We start from the raw sequence: 19,710 nt of genomic DNA, 5'->3' as shown, positions 1-19,710 counted from the left end.
ATCCGCCTTGCGTCCGGGGCCGTCCTCCGCAATCTGCTTTGAAACATATTTTCGGAGCACGACTGATGCAGGACCTTTCGCCCCGCGCTGCGGACCTTCTGGCCGAACGTCTTTATGAGGCCGGGTGCCGCCACGCCTTTGGCATGCCGGGCGGCGAAGTCCTGACACTGGTGGACGCGCTGGAACAGGCCGGGATCACCTTTCACCTGACCAAACACGAAAACGCAGCAGGATTCATGGCTGAGGCTGTGCATCACCGCGACGGCGCGCCTGCAATTCTTGTCGCAACACTCGGCCCCGGAGCGATGAACGGGATCAATGTGGTTGCCAACGCCTTGCAGGACAGGGTGCCCATGATCGTTCTGACCGGGTGCGTCGACGCGGATGAGGCGCTGACCTATACCCATCAGGTCATGGATCACGCGCAGGTCTATCACTCGATCACCAAGGGGACCTTTACGCTCACCGCAAAGGGCGCGGATATCATTGCGGACAAGGCCGTCTCGCTGGCCAACCAGCCCCGCCCCGGTCCGGTGCATATTGATGTGCCCATCTCGGTCGCGGATACACGCGTATCGGGCGTAAAACGCCGCCGACTTACCAAACCCGGTGCGGTCGCGCCCGAAGGGAATTGCATTGAGAAAGCCCGCCGCTGGGTCACCGAGGCCGAACGCCCCATTGCCATTGTCGGGCTTGATGTTCTTTACGATGACTCGCGCAACGTCGTGCAGGCGTTTCTGGAACATTTCGACATTCCATTCGTCACCACCTACAAGGCCAAGGGCGTCGTCCCCGAAGATCACCCCCTGTGCTTGGGTGGCGCGGGTCTGTCACCGTTGGCCGACAAGCATCTGGTGCCGTTGGTTGAACAGGCTGATCTGGTTTTGTGTCTGGGCTATGACCCAATCGAAATGCGCCCCGGCTGGCGCGAGATTTGGGACCCAGATGAAAAGCGGGTCATTGATATCTCGGCCGTGGTTAATGACCACTACATGCATCAGGCCGGGTTGAATTTGGTGGCCGATACAGGCGCGACACTTGAAGCGATTGCCAAGGGCAACCCCGCCCGCAAAACCTGGCCCGGCGGTGAACCGGACAAGGTCAAGGCTACATTGTTACAGGCCTTTCCGGCTGATGATGAGTGGGGACCGGCAGCCGTTATCGCTGAAACACGCGCTGCACTGCCACCGGAAACACTAGCCACGGCAGATAGCGGGGCCCATCGAATCCTTCTCAGCCAGATGTGGGAATGTTCCGAGGAACGCGGGTTGATCCAATCTTCGGCCCTTTGCACGATGGGGTGCGCCGTGCCGATGGCGATCGGTCTAAAACTGGCAGAGCCCGACCGCCCCGTGATCAGCTTTTCGGGGGACGCCGGATTCCTGATGGTCGCCGGAGAGCTTTCGACCGCCGCCGAAATGGGCGGTAACCCCATTTTTCTGATCTTCGTGGACGCAAGCCTTGCCCTGATAGAGTTGAAACAGCGGCAACGTCAGATGGGAAACAAAGGTGTGGACTTCGACCGACACGATTTTGCGGCAATGGGCCGCGCATTTGGCGGCAGCGGCCACACGGTTCGCACACGTTCCGAATTGCGCGCAGCACTGGACGCGGCGATGAAATCTGACACATTCACTGTGATTGCCGCAGAAATTGACCGTGGAGGCTATGATGGCCGTATCTGAAGGCCCGCTGAAAGGCGTAAAGGTATTGGACCTGTCCCGCATCCTTGCAGGGCCGACTTGCACTCAGCTTCTGGGGGATCTGGGCGCCAACGTGATCAAGATCGAAAACCCAGCAACCAAGGGCGACGACACGCGCCAATGGGGGCCGCCCTATGTGGCGGACGCCGATGGAAACCCCTCGGACCTGAGCGCGTATTTCATGTCGGCCAACCGCAACAAGAAATCCGTTGCCATAGACATCGCAACAGCCGAGGGTCAGGCCGAGATCAAAAGACTGGCCTCATATGCGGATATCCTGATCGAGAACTTCAAACCCGGGGGGCTGGCAAAATACGGCTTGGATTACAAGGCGTTGTCCAAAGATCTTCCCGGCCTCGTCTATTGTTCCATTTCGGGTTATGGGCAGACGGGCCCCAATTCGTCAAAACCCGGCTATGACCTAATGGCGCAAGGCTACGGCGGCATCATGTCCCTGACAGGTGATCCCGAGGGCGCTCCGATGAAAGTGGGTGTGGGCATCGCGGATGTCATGTGCGGGATGTACGCAACTGTTGGCATTCTGGCCGCGCTGCGTCACCGAGACTTAACCGGAGAAGGCCAGCAGATCGACCTTGCGCTTGTGGATGCTCAGATTGCGTGGCTGATCAATGAAGGGGTCAACTACCTGACCTCTGGCGACGTTCCGCAGCGGCGCGGAAACGGCCACCCAAATATCGTGCCTTATGATGTCTATGAAACGTCAGACGGCCACGTCATTCTGGCAGTCGGGAATGACAGCCAGTTCAGGCGTTTCTGCGACTTTGTCGAGCGCCCCGAACTGGCCGATGACGCGAGGTTTGCCACGAACCCTTCGCGTCTTGAAAACCGGGATGCGCTGAACGCAATACTTCGCCCCGCCGTTCGATCCCTTGATACTGAAACGGTGATATCCGAGCTTGAAAACCGCAAAGTGCCCGTCGGCCCCGTGCAGACAATGGATCAGGTTTTTGACACCGAACAGGTCGCGGCGCGGCAAATGCAGATTGCAATGCAGGCCGATCCAGCCGAAGTGAAACTGATCGGAAATCCGCTCAATTTCTCGCGCACGCCGGTTACATATCGTGCCGCTCCCCCGGTCTTTGGGGCGGACACACAGGATGTTCTGAACGCTGAAAATCCGTTCAAAGATTGAAACAGAACGCCGAATTAGGCGGCATGTTGCTGAAACATGCCGTTGAATCGGCGGTTTTTTTCACGTTTTGGGCACACAGCCTTTCACCAATTCGAGAGGTTGGTCGATACTGATACGACGCCGCTAGAGTCTCTGGTAAGTCGAATAGAGCAACATATTCAAAACTGGATCGGACCACGAGCATGAAACAAGACGTTTTCGGACAGATGAACACTCTGAGCCACCCGACAAGCGTCGAAGCATGGAACGGGGTGCTGCTAGGATTCATGGCGCACGCGGCGGTCACCCCGCAGCACCTGGTCGCTGTCCTGGAACTTGAGCCCGACTTTGCGCTGGGTCACGCGGTCAAAGGCTTGTTCATGGTCCTCTTGGGGCGGCGCGAGATGATGCCTGTTGCAACCGACGCGCTGTTATCTGCAAAAGCCGCGATGGAGCGTCAGCCAGTCACAGACCGCGAACGTCTGTATGTTGATGCATTGGAGCTTTACCTGTCCGATCTGCCTTCGCACGCTGTGCAGAAGTTCGAGGACATCCTGCGCGCGCATCCGCAAGATACGCTTGCAATGAAGCTCAGCCATGCCACCCGGTTTGTTTTAGGTGACTCCGCCGGGATGCGCCGATCCATCGAAAGAGTGATGCCCGCGTATGAACCTGATCACGCGGGGCGCGGCTATCTGCTGGGCTGCCACTCTTTCGCGCTGGAAGAAACGGGCGCCTATGAAAAAGCCGAGATCGCAGGTCGTCAGGCCTTGTGGATGGCCTCCGACGATGCATGGGGCCTGCACGCCGTCGCACATGTGCATGAGATGACAGGCAATGCACAACTGGGTCTGGACTGGTTGGCCGGGCGCGAGGACGCCTGGACCCATTGCAACAACTTCCGCTACCACGTCTGGTGGCACAAGGCGCTGATGCATCTGGATTTGGGTCAGGTCGATCAGGTGATGGAGTTGTATGACAACTATATCCGTCAGGACAAAACCGACGACTACCGCGACATCTCGAACGCCACCTCTCTGCTATCCCGGCTTGAGCTTGAGGGCGTCAATGTTGGCAACCGCTGGGAAGAACTGGCCGATCTCAGCGCCGCGCGCACCGAGGATGGTTGCCTGATCTTCGCCGATCTGCACTATTTGCTGGCCCTCACTGGCGACAAGCGCCCCGAGGCCACCGGCAAGATGCTGCAACGCATCCAGAAAGACGCCCAGCGCAATCAGGGTGACACCCCGATCCGCATGTCAGATCCGGGGATCGCGGCGGCCAAGGGGCTGGAAGCCTTCGGTGAGGGGCTTTATGGTCAAGCCTTTGATTTCCTGTCCAATGCACGTGACGGAATGCAACTGGCAGGTGGCAGTCACGCGCAACGTGATGTATTCGAGCGCATCACAATTGATTCCGGCCTGCGCGCCGGGCATCTAGATGCAGTCGAGCGCATTCTGGATGACCGCCGCGCAAAACGGGCCGGTGGCGAGGACAATTACGCCCTTGCGCGCCGCGCACTGATCGACGCGGCCCGCGATGATCGGGATGCACAAAGCGTTCCGGCTGAATAACAAAAACAAAAGACCAAAGAAGGACAGAACACGTATGGCGACAGCATCGCCCGCTTCTGATTTTGCGCCTGTGGCGGCCAAAGCAGCCGCCCCTGCCCGCGTGCGCGACCCGCGCCTGGATTTCTATCGCGGCATCGCGATGTTTATCATCCTGATCGCCCATATCCCAAACGACCCCTGGGCCAAGTGGATTCCCGCGCGGTTCGGGTTCTCGGACGCAACCGAGATTTTTGTGTTCTGCTCGGGCATGGCCTCGGCCATCGCATTTGGCGGTGCTTTTTTGCGCAAAGGCTGGTGGATGGGCACGGCGCGTGTCGCCTTCCGCATCTGGCAGGTATACTGGGCGCATATCTGCCTGTTCTTCTTCGTGGCCATGTCGATGGCTGCACTGGATCAGACCGGGCTTTTCGAGAAAACCTACATCTCGTCCCTGAACCTGCAGCATTTCTTCAATGACCCGGCCCCGCAAATGGTAGGGTTGTTCACGCTGACTTACGTGCCGAACTACTTTGACATTCTGCCGATGTATCTAGTGGTTCTGGCCCTTATGCCCGTGTTCATGGGCTTGTATCGGGTTGGATTTTGGGCCGTTGCCGCCACGTCCATAGCGATCTGGCTCATTGCACAGACGGGTGCGCTGGCCCTGCCGGCCGAACCGTGGTCGGAACGGGAGTGGTTTTTCAACCCCTTTGGATGGCAGTTGCTGTTCTTCACTGGCTTTGCCTTCATGCGAGGCTGGATTCCTGCCCCGCCTGTGTCGAAAACGTTGATCTGGGCAGCGGCGCTATTCCTGATCCTGTCAATGCCTTTCGGGTCCTGGAAAGTGTTTATGTGGATCAATGCGGCAGCCCCTGACCTTGCCGACGAAATCCGCAAAGTCTGGCCCGTCACCAAGGAATTCCGCGACAAAACGGAATTCGGCCTCTTCCGTTACATTCACTTCCTGTCGCTAGCCTATCTGGGCTGGGTCGTCGCCGGTGAGCATGGTCACCGCCTGATCGCGACCGGGCACGGAGCTGCCGCGCGGGTCTGGCAGTTCCTGTTGACCGTCATCACCAAAGTTGGGCAGCAGTCACTGGCTGTCTTTGTATTTTCAATGGCAGCAGCACGACTTATCGGCGTCGGACTGGACCTGAGTGGGCGGGATGTTGCCAGCGTGTTTGCCGCAAACATGATTGGCTTTGCCATGATCATCGGCGTCGCTTACACGGCCGCCTGGTTTAAGTCACAACCTTGGAAGTCGAAAAAATGAATTTCACACGTCGCGCATTTCTGGCCTCAACCTCGGCGCTTGCAATCGCCCCGGCGACCTTTGCGGTAGGTGGTGAAGTTCCATTTCAGCGCGAAGACGTGATCGCGCTTGCCCGCGATCTGGCCAGTCGGCCATTTGCGGAACGGGAAATGGTCCCGCAGGAATGGCAGGACCTGACCTATCAGCAATACCGCTCGATCCGGTTCCGTCTAGATCGCGCGCTGTGGTACGAAACCGAAACGCCGTTTAACGTCGATTTCTTCACACCCGGCCTTTACTTCCCCCGCACTGTCAAAGTGGCCACGGTCGAGGATGGCATGGCCACGCCGGTCGCTTTTGACCTGTCGATGTTCGACAAGTCCGAAGACGTGCCACAACTGCCCATCGACGATACGCTGGGCTTTTCTGGCCTGCGCCTGCGGACCGAAATGCACCGCCCCGGCGAGACAGACGAGTTCTGCGTCTGGCAAGGGGCCAGCTATTTTCGCGCCATTGGCCTGCACGAGGTTTACGGCCTGTCCGCGCGTGGCCTTGCCCTGAAAACCGGCGACCCGGACGGCGAGGAGTTCCCGGAATTCATCCGCTTTTGGCTGGAACGCCCTGAACCCGGCCAGCGCAACATGGTTGTGCACGCCCTGATGGACAGCCCCAGCGTGACCGGTGCCTATCGGTTCAACGTCACCGCCGGTGCGGATTGCGTGATGGATGTCGAAGCTACGCTGTTCCCGCGCGAGGACCTGACTCATGTAGGGATCGCACCGGGCACGTCGATGTTCCTGTTCGATCAAACCAACCACAGCCGCTTTGACGACTTCCGCCCCGCCGTCCACGACAGCGACGGGCTATTGATCAGCAACGGCGCCGGCGAGGTACTGTGGCGGCCATTGGCCAACCCTACCCGTTTGCAGATTTCCTCTTTCGTCGACATGAACCCGCGTGGTTTCGGCCTGATGCAGCGCAAGCGGGAATTCTCGGACTATGCCGATCTTGAGGCCAATTACCACAAACGTCCCAGCCTGTGGGTTGAACCAAACGGCGACTGGGGCAAGGGCACGGTGACGCTGGTTGAAATTCCGGCCGATCAAGAGATTTATGACAACATCGTAGCCTATTGGCGGCCAATGGAGCCGTACACGGCAGGCAGTCAGGTCGACCTGTCCTATCGCCTGATCTGGGGCGAAGAACCACAGCGGACCCCAATGCCGCGCGTGATCAACACGGCGATGGGGGACAACACCTTTGGCGACGGACGTCTGGCTGTCATCGACTTTGAGCCAAGCGAGTTGTTCGATGATCCCGAGGCGATGACCATCTTCGTGGACTCGCCCCATGCCGAAACCTCGGATGGTGTATTGCAGCGTAACCCCGATACGGGTGGGTTGCGGCTGGCATTCTCGTTCCAACCCGGTGAACGCAACCACGTCGAACTGCGTGCGCAATTGATGAAAGACAAACAACCGGCCTCAGAGGTCTGGCTGTACCGTTGGACCATATGAGCAGCGATTTGCATATCATGCCGCCTGAGACCCCTTTGGCGATGCCAGCGCAGAATTTCCGCGCAGGGTTCCGCGATGCACAAGTCCCGGGCGGCCAGCGTCCTTCGGCTGGCTTCTGGCGTGCGCTTGTGTTCTCGCCCGCAATGGTTGCGACGCTGGGCTTGCTATGGGTGATGGCGGACTGGTTTGCGGCCGAAGGGATCAATCTGGTGGAAGGTATCCTTCTAACCCTAATTTCCTTTAATTTCTTCTGGATCGCTTTCACGGTCTGCACTGTATTGCTGGGCATGGTGTCGCTGTCCCGGCAAGAACCGCCGCAACGGCAAGATCACGCGCAGCCGCTGCGCGTTGCTCTGCTGATGCCTGTCTATAACGAGGTTCCGTGGAATGTTCTGGGGAATGCCCGGACGATGCTGGAAGACCTGCGCGCGCAAGGTGGTCAGCATCACTATGGCATGTTCATCTTGTCCGACACCCGCGATCCCGAAATTGCCGCGCAGGAACAAGCCAGTATCGAAGCGTTGCGCACCACGCTCGCGCCGGGGTTGGAACTCTATTACCGTCGGCGTGAACAGAACACGGACCGCAAGGTCGGAAACATTGCCGATTGGGTCAGTCGCTGGGGTGCTGATTGGGACGCGATGCTGGTGCTGGACGCAGACAGCCTGATGACGGGCCAGGCAATCCTGCGCCTGACCGACTCGTTGGCGCGCGACCCCGGCGCGGGCCTGATCCAGAGCTATCCTCAATTGATCGGCGCGCAGTCGGTTTTTGCCCGCATGCAGCAATTCGCCAATGGGGTTTACGGTATCGCCTTTGCCGAAGGGCTGGCCCGCTGGTGCGGGCAAGAGGGCAACTATTGGGGTCACAACGCCATTATCCGCACCAAGGCTTTTGCCAATTGTGCGGGTCTGCCAAAACTACGGACGCTCAGCGGTCAGGAAAAGCTGATCATGAGCCACGACTTCGTCGAGGCTGGGCTAATGCGCCGCGCCGGATGGGGCGTGCGGTTCCTGCCGCGCATCCGTGGATCTTACGAAGAAACCCCGCCGACGCTGATTGATCACGCATTGCGGGACAGGCGCTGGTGCCAGGGCAACCTGCAGCACCTGAAATTGTTGGATTCTGCCGGGTTCCGGGCCGTATCGCGGTTCCACATGTTCCACGGTGCTGTTGGATACCTGATGTCACCGCTTTGGTTCGCGTTACTGGTCATGTGGGCGCTTATCGGTCAGGGCGAAGACGCGTCGGTTCTGCATTATTTCAGCCCCGATAACCCTCTGTTCCCGCAGTGGCCTGAAATGTCGGAAACCCGTCACGTCCTGATTATCTTGGTCATGTACGCCATGCTACTGGCCCCCAAAGTGCTTGGCGTTCTGGCACTGCCCCTAAGCGGTATGCGCTATTCCGAGTTTGGTGGCGGTTCCAAGTTCCTGACCTCTTTTCTGGCCGAGGTGGTCCTGTCCATCCTCTATGCTCCGATCCTTATGGTGCAGCAGATGATCGCCGTTTTCCGTACAGCGTTTGGTGTGCAAAAAGGCTGGTCCCCACAGGCGCGCGATGGCGGCAGCTATGGGTTGCGTACATTGATCCTGTGCCATGCGCTGGAAACCATCAGCGGCGTCGCCCTGAGTGTTGGCATTCTGTCGGGCCTCGTGTCGATCTGGCTGGCTCCAATTGCCATCAGCCTGGCGTTTGCCATTCCGTTATCGGCGCTCAGCGGTGTTTCATCTGCACCCGCGCGCCGTATGGTCGGTATGAAAGAGGACATTCAGGAACCCGCAATCACCCGGTCGGCCCGTCGACACCGGGATGAATTGAAGCGTCTGATCGAGGGCAAGGGCGTCATGACACCTGCCGAGTAATGGGCTTTGATCAGCCTCCCGGCAGGCCTTCATACCAATCAACCATCATATCGGACCACCCCTTTGGCACATTGTGCCCCCCGGGGAAAAGCGCGAATTCCAACGCGCTGCCATCGGCGCAACCACTCCAGTGACGGCGCATGAATTGGCCGGTTGTGGAAAAACCGGTTGGCTTGGTGTCTGCGCATTCGTTGGCTACGCGCCATATTTCCAACCCGGCAAAAATATCGCCCTGATGAAAGCGGCCTCCACCAAGGATGCGGCCTTCCAGCGGGACGACATTGTCGGTCCAGCCATGCGTGTGAAACAGGCGCACCGCTCCCTCGCAGCTTTGGGGATGGGGCCGCCAAAACCCGCCGGATACCGGCACATAGGCCGAGAATGTCTCGGGCGCAGCGCATGCCAGATAGTAGACCATGAAGGCCCCGGCCGAAAACCCACCCAGAACCACGCGGTCGGCATCAACACCAAACCGGTCCGAGGCGTCCTGCACCACTTCGGTCAGGAATGCGGTCTCGTCCCTGCCTTCCCATCCGGGGAAAAAATTCCAGCTTTGGCGTCCGTTTCGCTCTGACCCTTCGGGGGCCATGACCGCATAGCCTCGGGCCAGTAGAGGGTCGACCATCCTACGGTTTTTCAAAGTCCCCGTTGCGGTGCCGCCATAGCCGTGCAGAAAAACCACCAGCGGCGGGTTTTCGGCCTGTGGCAGTTCGATGTGGTACCCACCCGAGGCCGTTTCGCACATCCCGTCCTGATCAGCACAGGCGGCAAGGCCGGTCTGACCCGCAAGCGAAAGGCCAAGTGCCAATGTCACCGTTCGGATCATAGCTATTCCTTTTCGTAGTCAACCAAAGGCAGGCCCGTACGCAGCCAGCCCGGACCCGCAGCGGACCCAAGCATACCTTCGGGAACGTCGATAATGTTCTCAAACCCGGCCTCACTTAGGCGGTTACTCAGCCGGGCTGACCGGACACCACGCGCGCAGATCAAAGCGATTGCCTTGGTCTTGTCGCCGTCGGTCAATTGATCCAACACCTCGACAAAATCCTCCCGGCGCATGTCCAGCGTTGCCGCCCCTTCTCCGACGCCTGTCGCCGCCCATTCCCGTGGCGTGCGGATATCAAGCAACAATATCTCACCTGATACAGCCTGTTGGTGCGCGTCCCGAACCCCAAGCTGCCCACCCGCGTAAACAGGAGGGATCAGCCGGTATTCGCGGACCGCCAACCCTATTGCCACGACGCCGACCGTGCCAAGCACGACCCATCTGCGTGTTCTAGCTGTTTCACCTGCCACGTCGCATACTCCTAAACCGGCAAGACGGGTTTATCACAGTCCCAGTTTCAATTCCGCGCCGAAAATAGACGCGCCAATCAAGATCGCGTCATTTTCCCGCACAAAACTTCGCCCTGAATGCAGGGGTAGGACAAAGTGCAAAACTTGCAATAGCTGGACAGTCGGAAATATTTCCTTACAAAATCAGTACTAATTTTGACCGCCCAGACCGGAGTATCGCACTTGTCCCTATTCCTCATCGCGGCCCTTCCCTTTCTCGGCGCTGTGTTTCCAGCCCTTCTTATCAGGGCGGGACGAAACGCAGCTGCATCCGCCGCGGGGCTGACCACGTTTCTGGCCTTGATGGGTTTGCTCATCCACATCCCGTCGGTCATGCGGGGGGATGTCGTGACCGCTCGGTTTGATTGGATTCCCAGCCTTGGGCTGAACGCCAATTTCATGCTGGACGGTCTTGGTTTTCTGTTTGCCCTGCTGATCCTGGGCATCGGTCTGCTGATCATTCTCTACGCCCGGTTCTACCTGTCACGCGAAGATCCGATGGGGCAGTTCTACACGTACCTGCTGCTGTTTCAGGGCGCGATGGTCGGTATCGTTTTGTCGGACAACATCCTTCTTCTACTTATTTTCTGGGAACTTACGTCGCTGAGCTCATTCTTACTGATCGGCTATTGGAAACACCTTCCCGAAGGGCGCCAAGGGGCCAGAATGGCACTGGCGGTAACGGGGTCAGGCGGGCTCGCCATGATCGCGGGGATGCTGATCCTTGGCAATATCGTCGGCTCCTACGACCTGAGCGTCATTCTTCAGAACAAAGAACTGATCCAGTCGTCGCCGCACTATCTGCCTGCGCTGATCCTGATCCTGTTGGGGTGTTTCACCAAGTCGGCCCAATTCCCGTTTCACTTCTGGTTGCCCCATGCGATGGCTGCACCGACACCGGTTTCGGCTTACCTGCACTCTGCCACAATGGTGAAGGCCGGGCTTTTCCTGATGGCGCGAATGTGGCCGGTTCTGGCCGGAACAGATGCGTGGTTCTATATTGTCGCGACAACAGGGTTGGTCACGATGCTGATCGGTGCCTGCATCGCTCTGTTCAAAGATGACCTGAAGGCGCTGCTGGCGTTTTCAACGGTGTCACATCTGGGGCTGGTGACGATGTTGCTGGGCTTTGGCACCAAGTTCGCAGCCGTCGCAGCCGTGTTCCACATCATCAACCACGCGACCTTCAAGGCCGCGCTATTCATGACCGCAGGCATTGTCGATCACGAGACGGGAACCCGCGACATCAAGCGGCTTGGCGGTCTGCGAAAGCTTATGCCGATAACCTTCACCATCGGAGCGATTGCAGCACTGTCAATGGCAGGGCTACCGCCCCTGAACGGCTTCTTGTCCAAGGAGATGATGCTGGAAGAAACCGTTCACACCACTTGGTTGAACTCACACTACCTGGTGCCGGGTCTTGCTTTGCTGGCGGCGCTGTTTTCTGCCGCATATTCATTCCGCTTCGTCAGCCATGTGTTTCTTGGCCCACAGCGGAGCGATTACCCGGCCCATCCACATGATCCTCCGGTCGGGCTATGGCTGGCCCCGGCTTTCCTTGTGGTGCTTGTTGTGCTGATTGGCCTGTATTCTGCGGCCATTGTAGGGCCACTGGTCGCCGTTGTATCCAGCGCGGTGATTGGTGGCGAGAAACTGCCCTACTACTCGCTAAAGCTGTGGCACGGCTTTACGCCTGCGCTTTACATGTCCGTTGTTGCAACGCTGGGCGGTCTGTTCCTGCTGGCCCTTCACCGCCGGGGCGAGCAGCTTTGGAACGCCCTTCCCCGCCCCGAGGCCAAAGCGATCTTTGACTATGTCATTGGCGCATTCACGGTGTTCAGCAGGTGGGTCACAGACGCGCTGCATAATGGTGTGATCAGCCGGTACGCCATAATCCTGATCGCCTTCACGCTCGGACTGGGATACTATGCGTATTCGACCGGGTCGCTGGGGGTCGCGACACGCGAAGCCCTGCCTGCGCCACTCATTCCGTTCATCGGTTGGATCTGTCTGGTGGGTGCGACGCTGGCGATTATGTGGTTCCACCGTAACCGGTTGCTGTCGCTGGTCCTGATTGGAGTCGTTGGACTGATCGTTTCAATGGCGTTCAACTACCTCTCGGCTCCGGATTTGGCCCTGACGCAGATCTCGGTCGAAGTGGTGACCATGATCCTTCTGCTGCTGTCGCTGAACTTTCTGCCTACGGATACACCATGGGACAGCAGCGCAACGCGGCGTTGGCGGGACGCGGCTATTTCAGTCGTCGCAGGGCTGGGTACTGGCGCGTTGATCTATGCGCTCATGCTGCGTGACTTTGCGTTTCCAACCATTTCCGAGTTCCACCTTGCCAACTCGTACAAAGGAGGCGGAGGCACCAACGTCGTCAACGTGATTCTGGTCGACTTCCGGGGTTTTGATACCTTTGGTGAAATCATTGTGCTGGGGATTGCTGCCCTGATCATCTTTGCGCTGACAGAATCCGTATTGGGGACGAATGTCCGCAGCTATCTGCTGAACCGCAAACCGCACTGGCCACAATCGGGTGATTCACACCCTCTCATGATGGTGGTCGTGACGCGCATGATGATGCCAATTGCGTTGATGGTGGGGGCCTATATCTTTTTCCGCGGCCACAACCAGCCCGGAGGCGGCTTTATCGCCGGACTGATCGTCGCCATCGCCTACCTGATGCAATACATGGCCAGCGGATACACTTGGGCCATTGAACGGCAGCGGTTCTATTATCACGGCACAATCGGCTGGGGTGTCCTGATCGCAGCCGCAACGGGTCTGGGTGCGTGGTTCAACGAACGCCCCTTCCTGACCAGCGACTTCGGCTATCTGCACTGGCCACCGCTGGAAGAGTTCGAATGGGCCACGGCGATGCTTTTCGACACAGGCGTTTTCCTGGCGGTTCTGGGCGCTGTCATGCTGGCTTTGGACAGTCTGTCACGGTTTGCCTGGCAGCCCGGAATGGCGCAGGAATTCCCGATGGATATCAACCCGCTGCGGGATAATCCCCCGGAAGAAGAACAAGAAAAGGAGCAAGCCTGATGGAAGCGCTTGTCGCCTCAGCCGTTGGCATCATGACCGCCGCCGGGATTTTCCTGATCCTGCGCCGTAGAACCTTTCCGGTTATTCTGGGCCTGTCCTTGCTGACCTACGCCGTAAATGTATTCCTGTTCGCCACCGGACGGCTGGCGCTGAACGCTCCTGCTGTCCTGAACAAATACGAAGACGTTCCCTATACCGATCCGCTGCCACAGGCGCTGGTTCTGACGGCCATCGTGATCTCGTTCGGGATGACGGCGGTGATCGTCATGATCTCATTGTCGGCGTACCTGTCGTCCAGAGATGACCACATCGACATGACCGCGCAAGACAGCGTGGATGCGCCGGGAGAAGACGCATGAACCACTGGATCGTAGCGCCGGTCGTCCTTCCTGCGATCCTGGCCCCGTTTATTATCATGGTCCTGCGGTATCATCTGGACCTGCAACGCATCTTCTCGGTCGCCGGGGTTGTTGGTCTGCTGGGGATTGCCCTGACCATTACTGCACAGGCGGCGGGAGGAGACATTCAGGTTTATGAACTGGGCGACTGGCCCGCGCCGTTCGGTATTGTTCTGGTTCTGGACCGACTGTCGGCCATGATGGTACTGCTGACCGCCCTGCTGGCGCTGCCGATTGTGCTGTATGCCATCGCCTCGGGCTGGGACGACCGGGGCAAACATTTCCATGCCTTGTTCCACTTTCAATTGATGGGTGTGTGCGGCGCATTCCTGACTGGCGACGCCTTCAACCTGTTTGTTTTCTTCGAGGTTCTGCTGATCGCCTCTTACGGCCTGATGACCCATGGCGGCGGGGCGGTGCGTCTGAAGGCAGGCGTGCAATACGTCGCTTATAACCTGCTGGGATCAACCCTGTTCCTGTTCGCACTGGGAACGCTTTATGCTGTGACCGGTACGCTAAACATGGCGGACATGGCTGTACGCGTGGCCGAGCTACCGGCCGACGACACGGCCCTGCTGCGGGTCGGCGCGGTGCTGTTGCTGTTGGTGTTCTGTATCAAGGCCGCGGTATTGCCTCTGCATTTCTGGCTACCCGCCAGCTACGCGAACGCCCCTCTGCCTGTCGCAGCACTGTTTGCCATCATGACCAAGGTCGGGGCCTATTCGATCCTGCGGATGTACACGCTGGGCTTCGGCCCCGAGGTAGAAGCGACGCAAGGACTGGTAGGCGCATGGCTACAACCGGCTGCTCTGGTGACGCTTGCGGTGGGCACGATCGGCATCCTTGGCGCGCAGCATATCGCGCGGATGGTGGCCTTTTGCGCCATCGCATCGATGGGAACGCTGCTGGTTGCCATTTCGCTGTTCACAGAAACCGCTACAACTGCGGCGCTGTACTATATCTACCATTCGACCCTAGCGACCGCCCTGCTGTTCCTGGTAGCGGATCTGGTGATGGAACGTCGCGGCGGAGCGATTGCCCCCACGCGCCCAATGCCTCAGAGCGGGTTGATTTCAGGCCTGTTCTTTGTCGGGGCCATCGCGTTGGCAGGGATGCCGCCGCTATCCGGCTTTGTCGGCAAATTGTTGGTTCTGGTCGCCGCGCGGGATGCACGGGACGCAAACGCAATCTGGGCCGTAATCCTGATCGGCTCATTCGTCACGATTGTCGGGCTGGCGCGGGCCGGGTCGCTGATCTTTTGGAAAAGTCATGGCGCCCAGCACAACCCAGAAGCGGACCAAGAAAACGAAGACGGGGTTGACGCAGTTCCGGCGCCAGAACCGCAACCCGGTCTTGCCTTCACTGCCGTCTTTACGCTTGTTCTTGGCCTTGTCATGCTGACGTTATTCGCTGGTCCTGCATTGCAATACGCCAGCAGCACGGCCCAGCAGTTGTTTACCCCGGAAGACTATATCTCAGCCGTTTTGGGAGGCGAAGAATGATAAGACTCCTGCACCGGATATTTCCGCACCCTCATCTGACGTTTCTTTTGACGGTTGTGTGGGTTCTGCTGGCGAACGAACCTTCGCTGAACTCGTTGGTCTTCGGCCTGATTTTAGGGATCATCATCCCATTCGTCACGCAACCCTACTGGCCGGATCGCCCGAAACTGCGGAATTGGCCCATGGTCGTAGAGTATATTCTGGTCGTACTTTGGGATATCGTCGTGGCCAATGTCACCGTCGCCCGGATTATCCTGTTCAAACGCGATGCAGACCGCCAACCCAATTGGATCAGCGTACCGCTGGAACTACGCACGCCCGAGGCCATAACCGTTCTGGCCGGCACCATTACAATGACACCGGGCACGGTCAGCAGCGATCTGTCAGCGCAAGGTCATTGCCTTTTGGTTCATTGCCTGGACGCCCCCGACCCCGATGCGGTGCGGGATCAAATCAAGCAGCGCTATGAACGCCGGCTCAAGGAGATTTTCGAATGATCGACTACGCCATCTGGTTTGCCTTTGCGTGCTTCGGAACCGCCATCATGATGTGCCTTTGGCGGATCATCACAGCAGACGGCGTCGGCACCCGTGTGCTGGCGTTGGATACGATGGTGATCAACACCATCGCCCTTCTGATCCTGTATGGCTTATCCCTGGGGACCGAGATCTTTTTCGAATCCGCCATGATCATTGCCATGCTGGGCTTCGTCTCAACCGTGGCTTACGCGCGTTTCATGTTGCGCGGCAATATTATCGAGTGAGGGCGGCATGGCATTCATTTTCGAGTTTTTGATCGCCTTCTTTCTAGTCGTCTCGGGGATTTTCGGGTTCGTGGGCTCTTACGGGATGATCAAACTGAAAGACCCGATGTCGCGCCTTCATGCGCCGACCAAAGCTACGACTCTGGGGGTGGGCGGCGTTCTTGTGGCTTCGATCATCCATTCAGTTCTGATTGAAAATCATCTGTCCCTGCATGAGCTGCTGATCACGTTGTTCTTGTTCCTGACAGCCCCGATCACGGCCCTGTTCATTGCAAAGTGGCACATTCACCGCCATGAAAAACCCGAGAACCTGCCAGACGCGGGCGAGGACGGGCTTTGGGCCACCCACGCCGTCGAACAGGTCGAAGACGTACCGGACCATACGGCGAACTAGCGATATGAATACACCTCCGCTGCCCCTGACCCGCGATCTGGTTCTTATTGGCGGCGGTCACACCCACGCACTGCTGCTGCGGAAATGGGGGATGGACCCGCTGCCGGGCGCTCGGGTCACGGTGATCAACCCCGGCCCGACCGCACCGTATTCGGGCATGCTGCCGGGGTTTGTCGCCGGGCATTATGACAGGCACGAGCTGAATATCGATCTGGTCAAGCTGGCCCGGTTCGCAGGTGCGCGCATCGTTCTAGGGGCCGTGGATGGAATCGACCTGAATGACCGACATGTGCATGTGCCCGGACGCCCTCCGATCACGTTTGACGTGGCTTCGGTCAACGTGGGCATCACCTCGGACATGCCACGACTTGAGGGCTTCGCCGAACACGCGACCCCAGCCAAACCGCTGGGGCCATTTGCAGCCAAATGGGGCGATTTTGTCGACCAAAGCGGCCCTGCTGCGGTGGTCGTTATTGGCGGCGGTATTGCGGGCGTCGAATTGGTCATGGCAATGGCCCATGCCCTAAAGTCCAGAAACCGACCCGCGCAGGTCACGTTGATCGACAATGCCCAAGCCCTGACCGCAACGCAGGTCAAAGCCGCATCGACGATAAGGCGCTCGATGTCCGGCCTTGGCATTGAAGTCATCGAAGGCGCGACTATCACGCGGATTGCAAACGATCATGTGCTGCTTGAGGACGGGCGTCAGATTCCGGCGAACTTTGTAACCGGTGCCGCCGGTGCCCGCGCCCATGAGTGGATCGCGCAGACAGGGCTGGATTTGAAAGACGGCTTTATTCAGGTCGACGGGCACCTTCAATCCAGTGACCCGGCTGTCTTTGCCGCCGGGGATTGCGCGCATCTGACCGAAAGCCCAAGACCCAAGGCAGGCGTCTATGCAGTAAGAGAAGCCCCCATTCTGTTCAATAACTTGCGCGCAGCCCTTGGCGCGGGAAAACTGCGCCGGTATGTCCCGCAAAAGGACTACCTGAAACTGGTGTCTTTGGGCGGAAAGTCCGCGCTGGCCGAACGTCTGGGCACCTCGTTCAGTGGTGCGTTGATGTGGAAATGGAAGGACCACATCGACCAGACATTCATGAACAAATTCCGCAACCTGCCTCAGATGACACAACCTGCGCTGCCCCGCGACCACGCCGCTGGGATGGAAAGCGCGGTCGGTGACAAACCTATGTGCGGGGGGTGCGGCGCAAAGATCGGGAGGGGCGCGTTGCGGGACGCCCTGCGCAACCTGCCCAAACCCGACCGCGCAGATGTGACGCCGTTGCCCAATGACGACGCCGCCCTTCTGCTAACCGGAAACGCACGGCAGGTCATGACATCGGATCACCTTCGCGGTTTCACACTCGACCCGGTCCTGATGACTCGGATCGCCGCCGTGCACGCCCTTGGTGATATCTGGGCGATGGGAGCTGCACCGCAAGCTGCAACGGCCACAATCATTTTGCCCTGGATGTCCCCGGACTTGCAGCACCGCACGATGGTCGAGGTCATGACGACGGCTAACGACGTTATCCGTTCAGCCGGAGCTGAAATTGTAGGTGGCCACAGTTCCATGGGGGACGAATTGACCATCGGCTTCACCTTGACCGGCCTGTGTGAGCGCGACCCGATCACGCTTGCCGGTGCACGCCCCGGTGATGCCCTGATCCTGACCAAACCATTGGGCAGCGGTATTCTGATGGCCGCTGAAATGGCTGGCGCGGCGGACGGAGCGTGGGTCACAAAGGCATTTCAACAGATGGCCCAGCCGCAGGATGCAGCTTCGCGCATTCTAGCCGACGCCCATGCCATGACGGACGTAACCGGGTTTGGCCTCGCAGGGCACCTTTTGGGTATCTGCGAAGCATCAGGCTGCGGGGCAACCCTTGACCCCGATGCAATCCCGATCATGACCGGCGCACTTGAACTGAGCGAAGGCGGCGTCAGATCCACGCTGTTCAATGACAATCGCGCGCTGGCGCCCGAATTGCCCTCCGGCGGCAAGATCGACCTGCTGTTCGACCCGCAAACCGCCGGGGGCTTATTGGCTGCCGTTTCCCCGGATCACGCTCATCAAACCTGTACGACGCTACGTGAGGCGGGATACCCCGCAGTTGTCATTGGCCAAATGACCGAAACATCCGGTCTGCGCCTTCAAAGCTGATCCAAAACCTGTTGGACCTGTGCCGCCGCACTGTCCAGTCCCGCGTCGTCCAACCTAGGAACATCGACATGGGCGATGACCGGCGCTTTGCGCGCCCGGCTGGACTTGGCATAAGCCGGGTCATAGTGCTGCTCCATCAAGGCTCGGGTCAGAGCCTTCTTGTCGCCTGCGTCGATCAACGACAACCACCCATCCACAATATCGTGGCCCCGGTGAAACCGGAGCGGAGACAGCCGATCCCGCAACCGGTCACTATCTGACAACACGTCGTCATAGGCCGACACCAGATAGGCCGAGCGTGCCTCAATCGGGGCAGCGATCTGAATACGGGGCGCGTTTCGAAGCGCGGACCAGATGGTTGGAGGCAAGATCAACGATCCGATTTTCGAAGACTCCGCTTCCACCACCACCGGACGGGCGGGATCCAGCAGGCACAAACTGGCTGCCAACGCGGATTCGAAGGCCTTCTGGCTGGGCTGTCCTCCGGGCATTTCACCCAGCAATGACCCCCGGTGATTTGCCAGCCCTTCAAGATCAAGCACCTGAACGCCACACGCGCCGAGCTTGGCCAGCAATTCGGTCTTTGCGGTACCAGTATACCCGTCCAGCGCAATCAATCGGTGGGGCAACGGGTCATCATACAGGTAATGGTTCACCAACCTGCGATAGGTGCGATAACCGCCCTCGACAACTTCGGCTCGCCAGCCGATTTGCTGCAGCATCCAAGTAAACGACCCTGACCTCTGCCCGCCGCGCCAGCAATAAACCAAGGGCTTCCACCCTCCTACGTGGTGGGACAGGCTGCGTTCGATATGATTAGCCGCGTTCCGAAACACCAATGCCGCGCCCAGCTTTCGCGCCAGAAAGGGGCTTTGCTGAACGTATATCGTGCCGACCCTTGCGCGTTCTTCATTGTCCAACACCGGCAGGTTTATTGCACCGGGCAAATGATCTTCGGCAAATTCCGCAGGGCTGCGCACGTCGATCACCGTGTCAAATCCATGCGCATAGAGTTCGGGCAGGTTGGAAAATTTCAGAACCATGTCAGCGGTCTAACCCGCCCTCCCCGGTTTGGAAA

General features: G+C 58.8%; 16 protein-coding genes. 13 read left to right on the top strand and 3 right to left on the bottom strand.

All coding sequences use genetic code 11. The features are described from left to right. Positions 1–65: 65 nt before the first annotated feature. From GOV88_RS07800 to mdoH, 6 genes are all read left to right on the top strand, one after another. Entirely contained in the window at positions 66–1,685 is a 1,620-nt protein-coding gene (locus GOV88_RS07800; RefSeq protein WP_171240051.1) for a thiamine pyrophosphate-binding protein, read from the top strand. Continuing rightward, positions 1,672–2,856: a CaiB/BaiF CoA-transferase family protein gene (locus tag GOV88_RS07795; protein WP_171240050.1), complete on the top strand. Its 1,185-nt coding sequence runs from the start codon at positions 1,672–1,674 to the stop codon at positions 2,854–2,856. The genes GOV88_RS07800 and GOV88_RS07795 overlap by 14 nt, the downstream gene beginning before the upstream one ends. Before the next feature lie 182 nt (positions 2,857–3,038). Beyond that, on the top strand, positions 3,039–4,409 hold the full coding sequence (locus GOV88_RS07790) for a tetratricopeptide repeat protein (RefSeq protein ID WP_171240049.1): 1,371 nt from the start codon (positions 3,039–3,041) through the stop codon (positions 4,407–4,409). Positions 4,410–4,443: 34 nt separating this feature from the next. Further along, on the top strand, positions 4,444–5,661 hold the full coding sequence (locus tag GOV88_RS07785) for an OpgC family protein (protein WP_171122023.1): 1,218 nt from the start codon (positions 4,444–4,446) through the stop codon (positions 5,659–5,661). Then, a complete protein-coding gene (locus tag GOV88_RS07780; protein WP_171240048.1) occupies positions 5,658–7,157 on the top strand; it encodes a glucan biosynthesis protein in 1,500 nt (499 codons plus the stop codon). Before GOV88_RS07785 ends, GOV88_RS07780 begins: the two co-directional genes overlap by 4 nt. After that, complete coding sequence (gene mdoH, locus GOV88_RS07775; protein WP_171240047.1) at positions 7,154–9,022, top strand: glucans biosynthesis glucosyltransferase MdoH; 1,869 nt, start codon at positions 7,154–7,156, stop codon at positions 9,020–9,022. Before GOV88_RS07780 ends, mdoH begins: the two co-directional genes overlap by 4 nt. Positions 9,023–9,032: 10 nt before the next feature. Here mdoH and GOV88_RS07770 read toward each other — a convergent pair whose 3' ends face one another. Then, positions 9,033–9,848 carry a PHB depolymerase family esterase gene (locus GOV88_RS07770; RefSeq protein WP_171125417.1) on the bottom strand — a complete coding sequence of 272 codons (816 nt, stop codon included), beginning with the start codon at positions 9,846–9,848 and terminating at the stop codon, positions 9,033–9,035. Between the two features lie 2 nt (positions 9,849–9,850). Next, on the bottom strand, positions 9,851–10,318 hold the full coding sequence (locus GOV88_RS07765; protein ID WP_171240046.1) for a rhodanese-like domain-containing protein: 468 nt from the start codon (positions 10,316–10,318) through the stop codon (positions 9,851–9,853). A 222-nt stretch (positions 10,319–10,540) separates the two neighbouring features. Here GOV88_RS07765 and GOV88_RS07760 point away from each other — a divergent pair, with 222 nt between their 5' ends. Genes GOV88_RS07760 through selD form a run of 7 tightly spaced genes read left to right on the top strand, consistent with a single transcriptional unit; the run spans position 10,541 to position 18,632 of the window. Next, positions 10,541–13,411 carry a monovalent cation/H+ antiporter subunit A gene (locus GOV88_RS07760; protein WP_171240045.1) on the top strand — a complete coding sequence of 957 codons (2,871 nt, stop codon included), beginning with the start codon at positions 10,541–10,543 and terminating at the stop codon, positions 13,409–13,411. After that, positions 13,411–13,770 carry a Na+/H+ antiporter subunit C gene (locus GOV88_RS07755; protein ID WP_171122017.1) on the top strand — a complete coding sequence of 120 codons (360 nt, stop codon included), beginning with the start codon at positions 13,411–13,413 and terminating at the stop codon, positions 13,768–13,770. Before GOV88_RS07760 ends, GOV88_RS07755 begins: the two co-directional genes overlap by 1 nt. Continuing rightward, positions 13,767–15,311, top strand: a complete 1,545-nt coding sequence (locus GOV88_RS07750) for a monovalent cation/H+ antiporter subunit D (RefSeq protein WP_171240044.1) — start codon at positions 13,767–13,769, stop codon at positions 15,309–15,311. The genes GOV88_RS07755 and GOV88_RS07750 overlap by 4 nt, the downstream gene beginning before the upstream one ends. Continuing rightward, complete coding sequence (locus GOV88_RS07745) at positions 15,308–15,808, top strand: Na+/H+ antiporter subunit E (RefSeq protein WP_174834509.1); 501 nt, start codon at positions 15,308–15,310, stop codon at positions 15,806–15,808. The genes GOV88_RS07750 and GOV88_RS07745 overlap by 4 nt, the downstream gene beginning before the upstream one ends. Continuing rightward, positions 15,805–16,074, top strand: a complete 270-nt coding sequence (locus GOV88_RS07740) for a K+/H+ antiporter subunit F (RefSeq protein ID WP_171122015.1) — start codon at positions 15,805–15,807, stop codon at positions 16,072–16,074. Before GOV88_RS07745 ends, GOV88_RS07740 begins: the two co-directional genes overlap by 4 nt. Positions 16,075–16,081: 7 nt before the next feature. Next, positions 16,082–16,468: a Na+/H+ antiporter subunit G gene (locus GOV88_RS07735; RefSeq protein WP_171122014.1), complete on the top strand. Its 387-nt coding sequence runs from the start codon at positions 16,082–16,084 to the stop codon at positions 16,466–16,468. A gap of 4 nt (positions 16,469–16,472) precedes the next feature. Then, a complete protein-coding gene (gene selD / locus GOV88_RS07730) occupies positions 16,473–18,632 on the top strand; it encodes a selenide, water dikinase SelD (RefSeq protein WP_171240043.1) in 2,160 nt (719 codons plus the stop codon). Here the strand turns inward: selD and mnmH are convergent. Continuing rightward, a complete protein-coding gene (gene mnmH, locus GOV88_RS07725) occupies positions 18,623–19,675 on the bottom strand; it encodes a tRNA 2-selenouridine(34) synthase MnmH (protein ID WP_171240042.1) in 1,053 nt (350 codons plus the stop codon). The two genes, selD and mnmH, sit on opposite strands and share 10 nt — an antisense overlap. Positions 19,676–19,710 lie beyond the last annotated feature (35 nt).

This window comes from Ruegeria sp. HKCCA5491 (assembly GCF_013034565.1).
GTDB lineage: Bacteria > Pseudomonadota > Alphaproteobacteria > Rhodobacterales > Rhodobacteraceae > Ruegeria.
Note: the sequence above shows the minus strand (reverse complement) of the source record. Positions and strands in the feature narration are given on the sequence as shown.

Bases quoted from the DNA above. Each gene is read 5' to 3' on its own strand.
- GOV88_RS07800 (WP_171240051.1), top strand. From the start codon at position 66: ATGCAGGACCTTTCGCCCCGCGCTGCGGACCTTCTGGCCGAACGTCTT.
- GOV88_RS07795 (WP_171240050.1), top strand. From the start codon at position 1,672: ATGGCCGTATCTGAAGGCCCGCTGAAAGGCGTAAAGGTATTGGACCTG.
- GOV88_RS07790 (WP_171240049.1), top strand. From the start codon at position 3,039: ATGAAACAAGACGTTTTCGGACAGATGAACACTCTGAGCCACCCGACA.
- GOV88_RS07785 (WP_171122023.1), top strand. From the start codon at position 4,444: ATGGCGACAGCATCGCCCGCTTCTGATTTTGCGCCTGTGGCGGCCAAA.
- GOV88_RS07780 (WP_171240048.1), top strand. From the start codon at position 5,658: ATGAATTTCACACGTCGCGCATTTCTGGCCTCAACCTCGGCGCTTGCA.
- mdoH (WP_171240047.1), top strand. From the start codon at position 7,154: ATGAGCAGCGATTTGCATATCATGCCGCCTGAGACCCCTTTGGCGATG.
- GOV88_RS07770 (WP_171125417.1), bottom strand. From the start codon at position 9,848: ATGATCCGAACGGTGACATTGGCACTTGGCCTTTCGCTTGCGGGTCAG.
- GOV88_RS07755 (WP_171122017.1), top strand. From the start codon at position 13,411: ATGGAAGCGCTTGTCGCCTCAGCCGTTGGCATCATGACCGCCGCCGGG.
- GOV88_RS07750 (WP_171240044.1), top strand. From the start codon at position 13,767: ATGAACCACTGGATCGTAGCGCCGGTCGTCCTTCCTGCGATCCTGGCC.
- GOV88_RS07745 (WP_174834509.1), top strand. From the start codon at position 15,308: ATGATAAGACTCCTGCACCGGATATTTCCGCACCCTCATCTGACGTTT.
- GOV88_RS07740 (WP_171122015.1), top strand. From the start codon at position 15,805: ATGATCGACTACGCCATCTGGTTTGCCTTTGCGTGCTTCGGAACCGCC.
- GOV88_RS07735 (WP_171122014.1), top strand. From the start codon at position 16,082: ATGGCATTCATTTTCGAGTTTTTGATCGCCTTCTTTCTAGTCGTCTCG.
- selD (WP_171240043.1), top strand. From the start codon at position 16,473: ATGAATACACCTCCGCTGCCCCTGACCCGCGATCTGGTTCTTATTGGC.
- mnmH (WP_171240042.1), bottom strand. From the start codon at position 19,675: ATGGTTCTGAAATTTTCCAACCTGCCCGAACTCTATGCGCATGGATTT.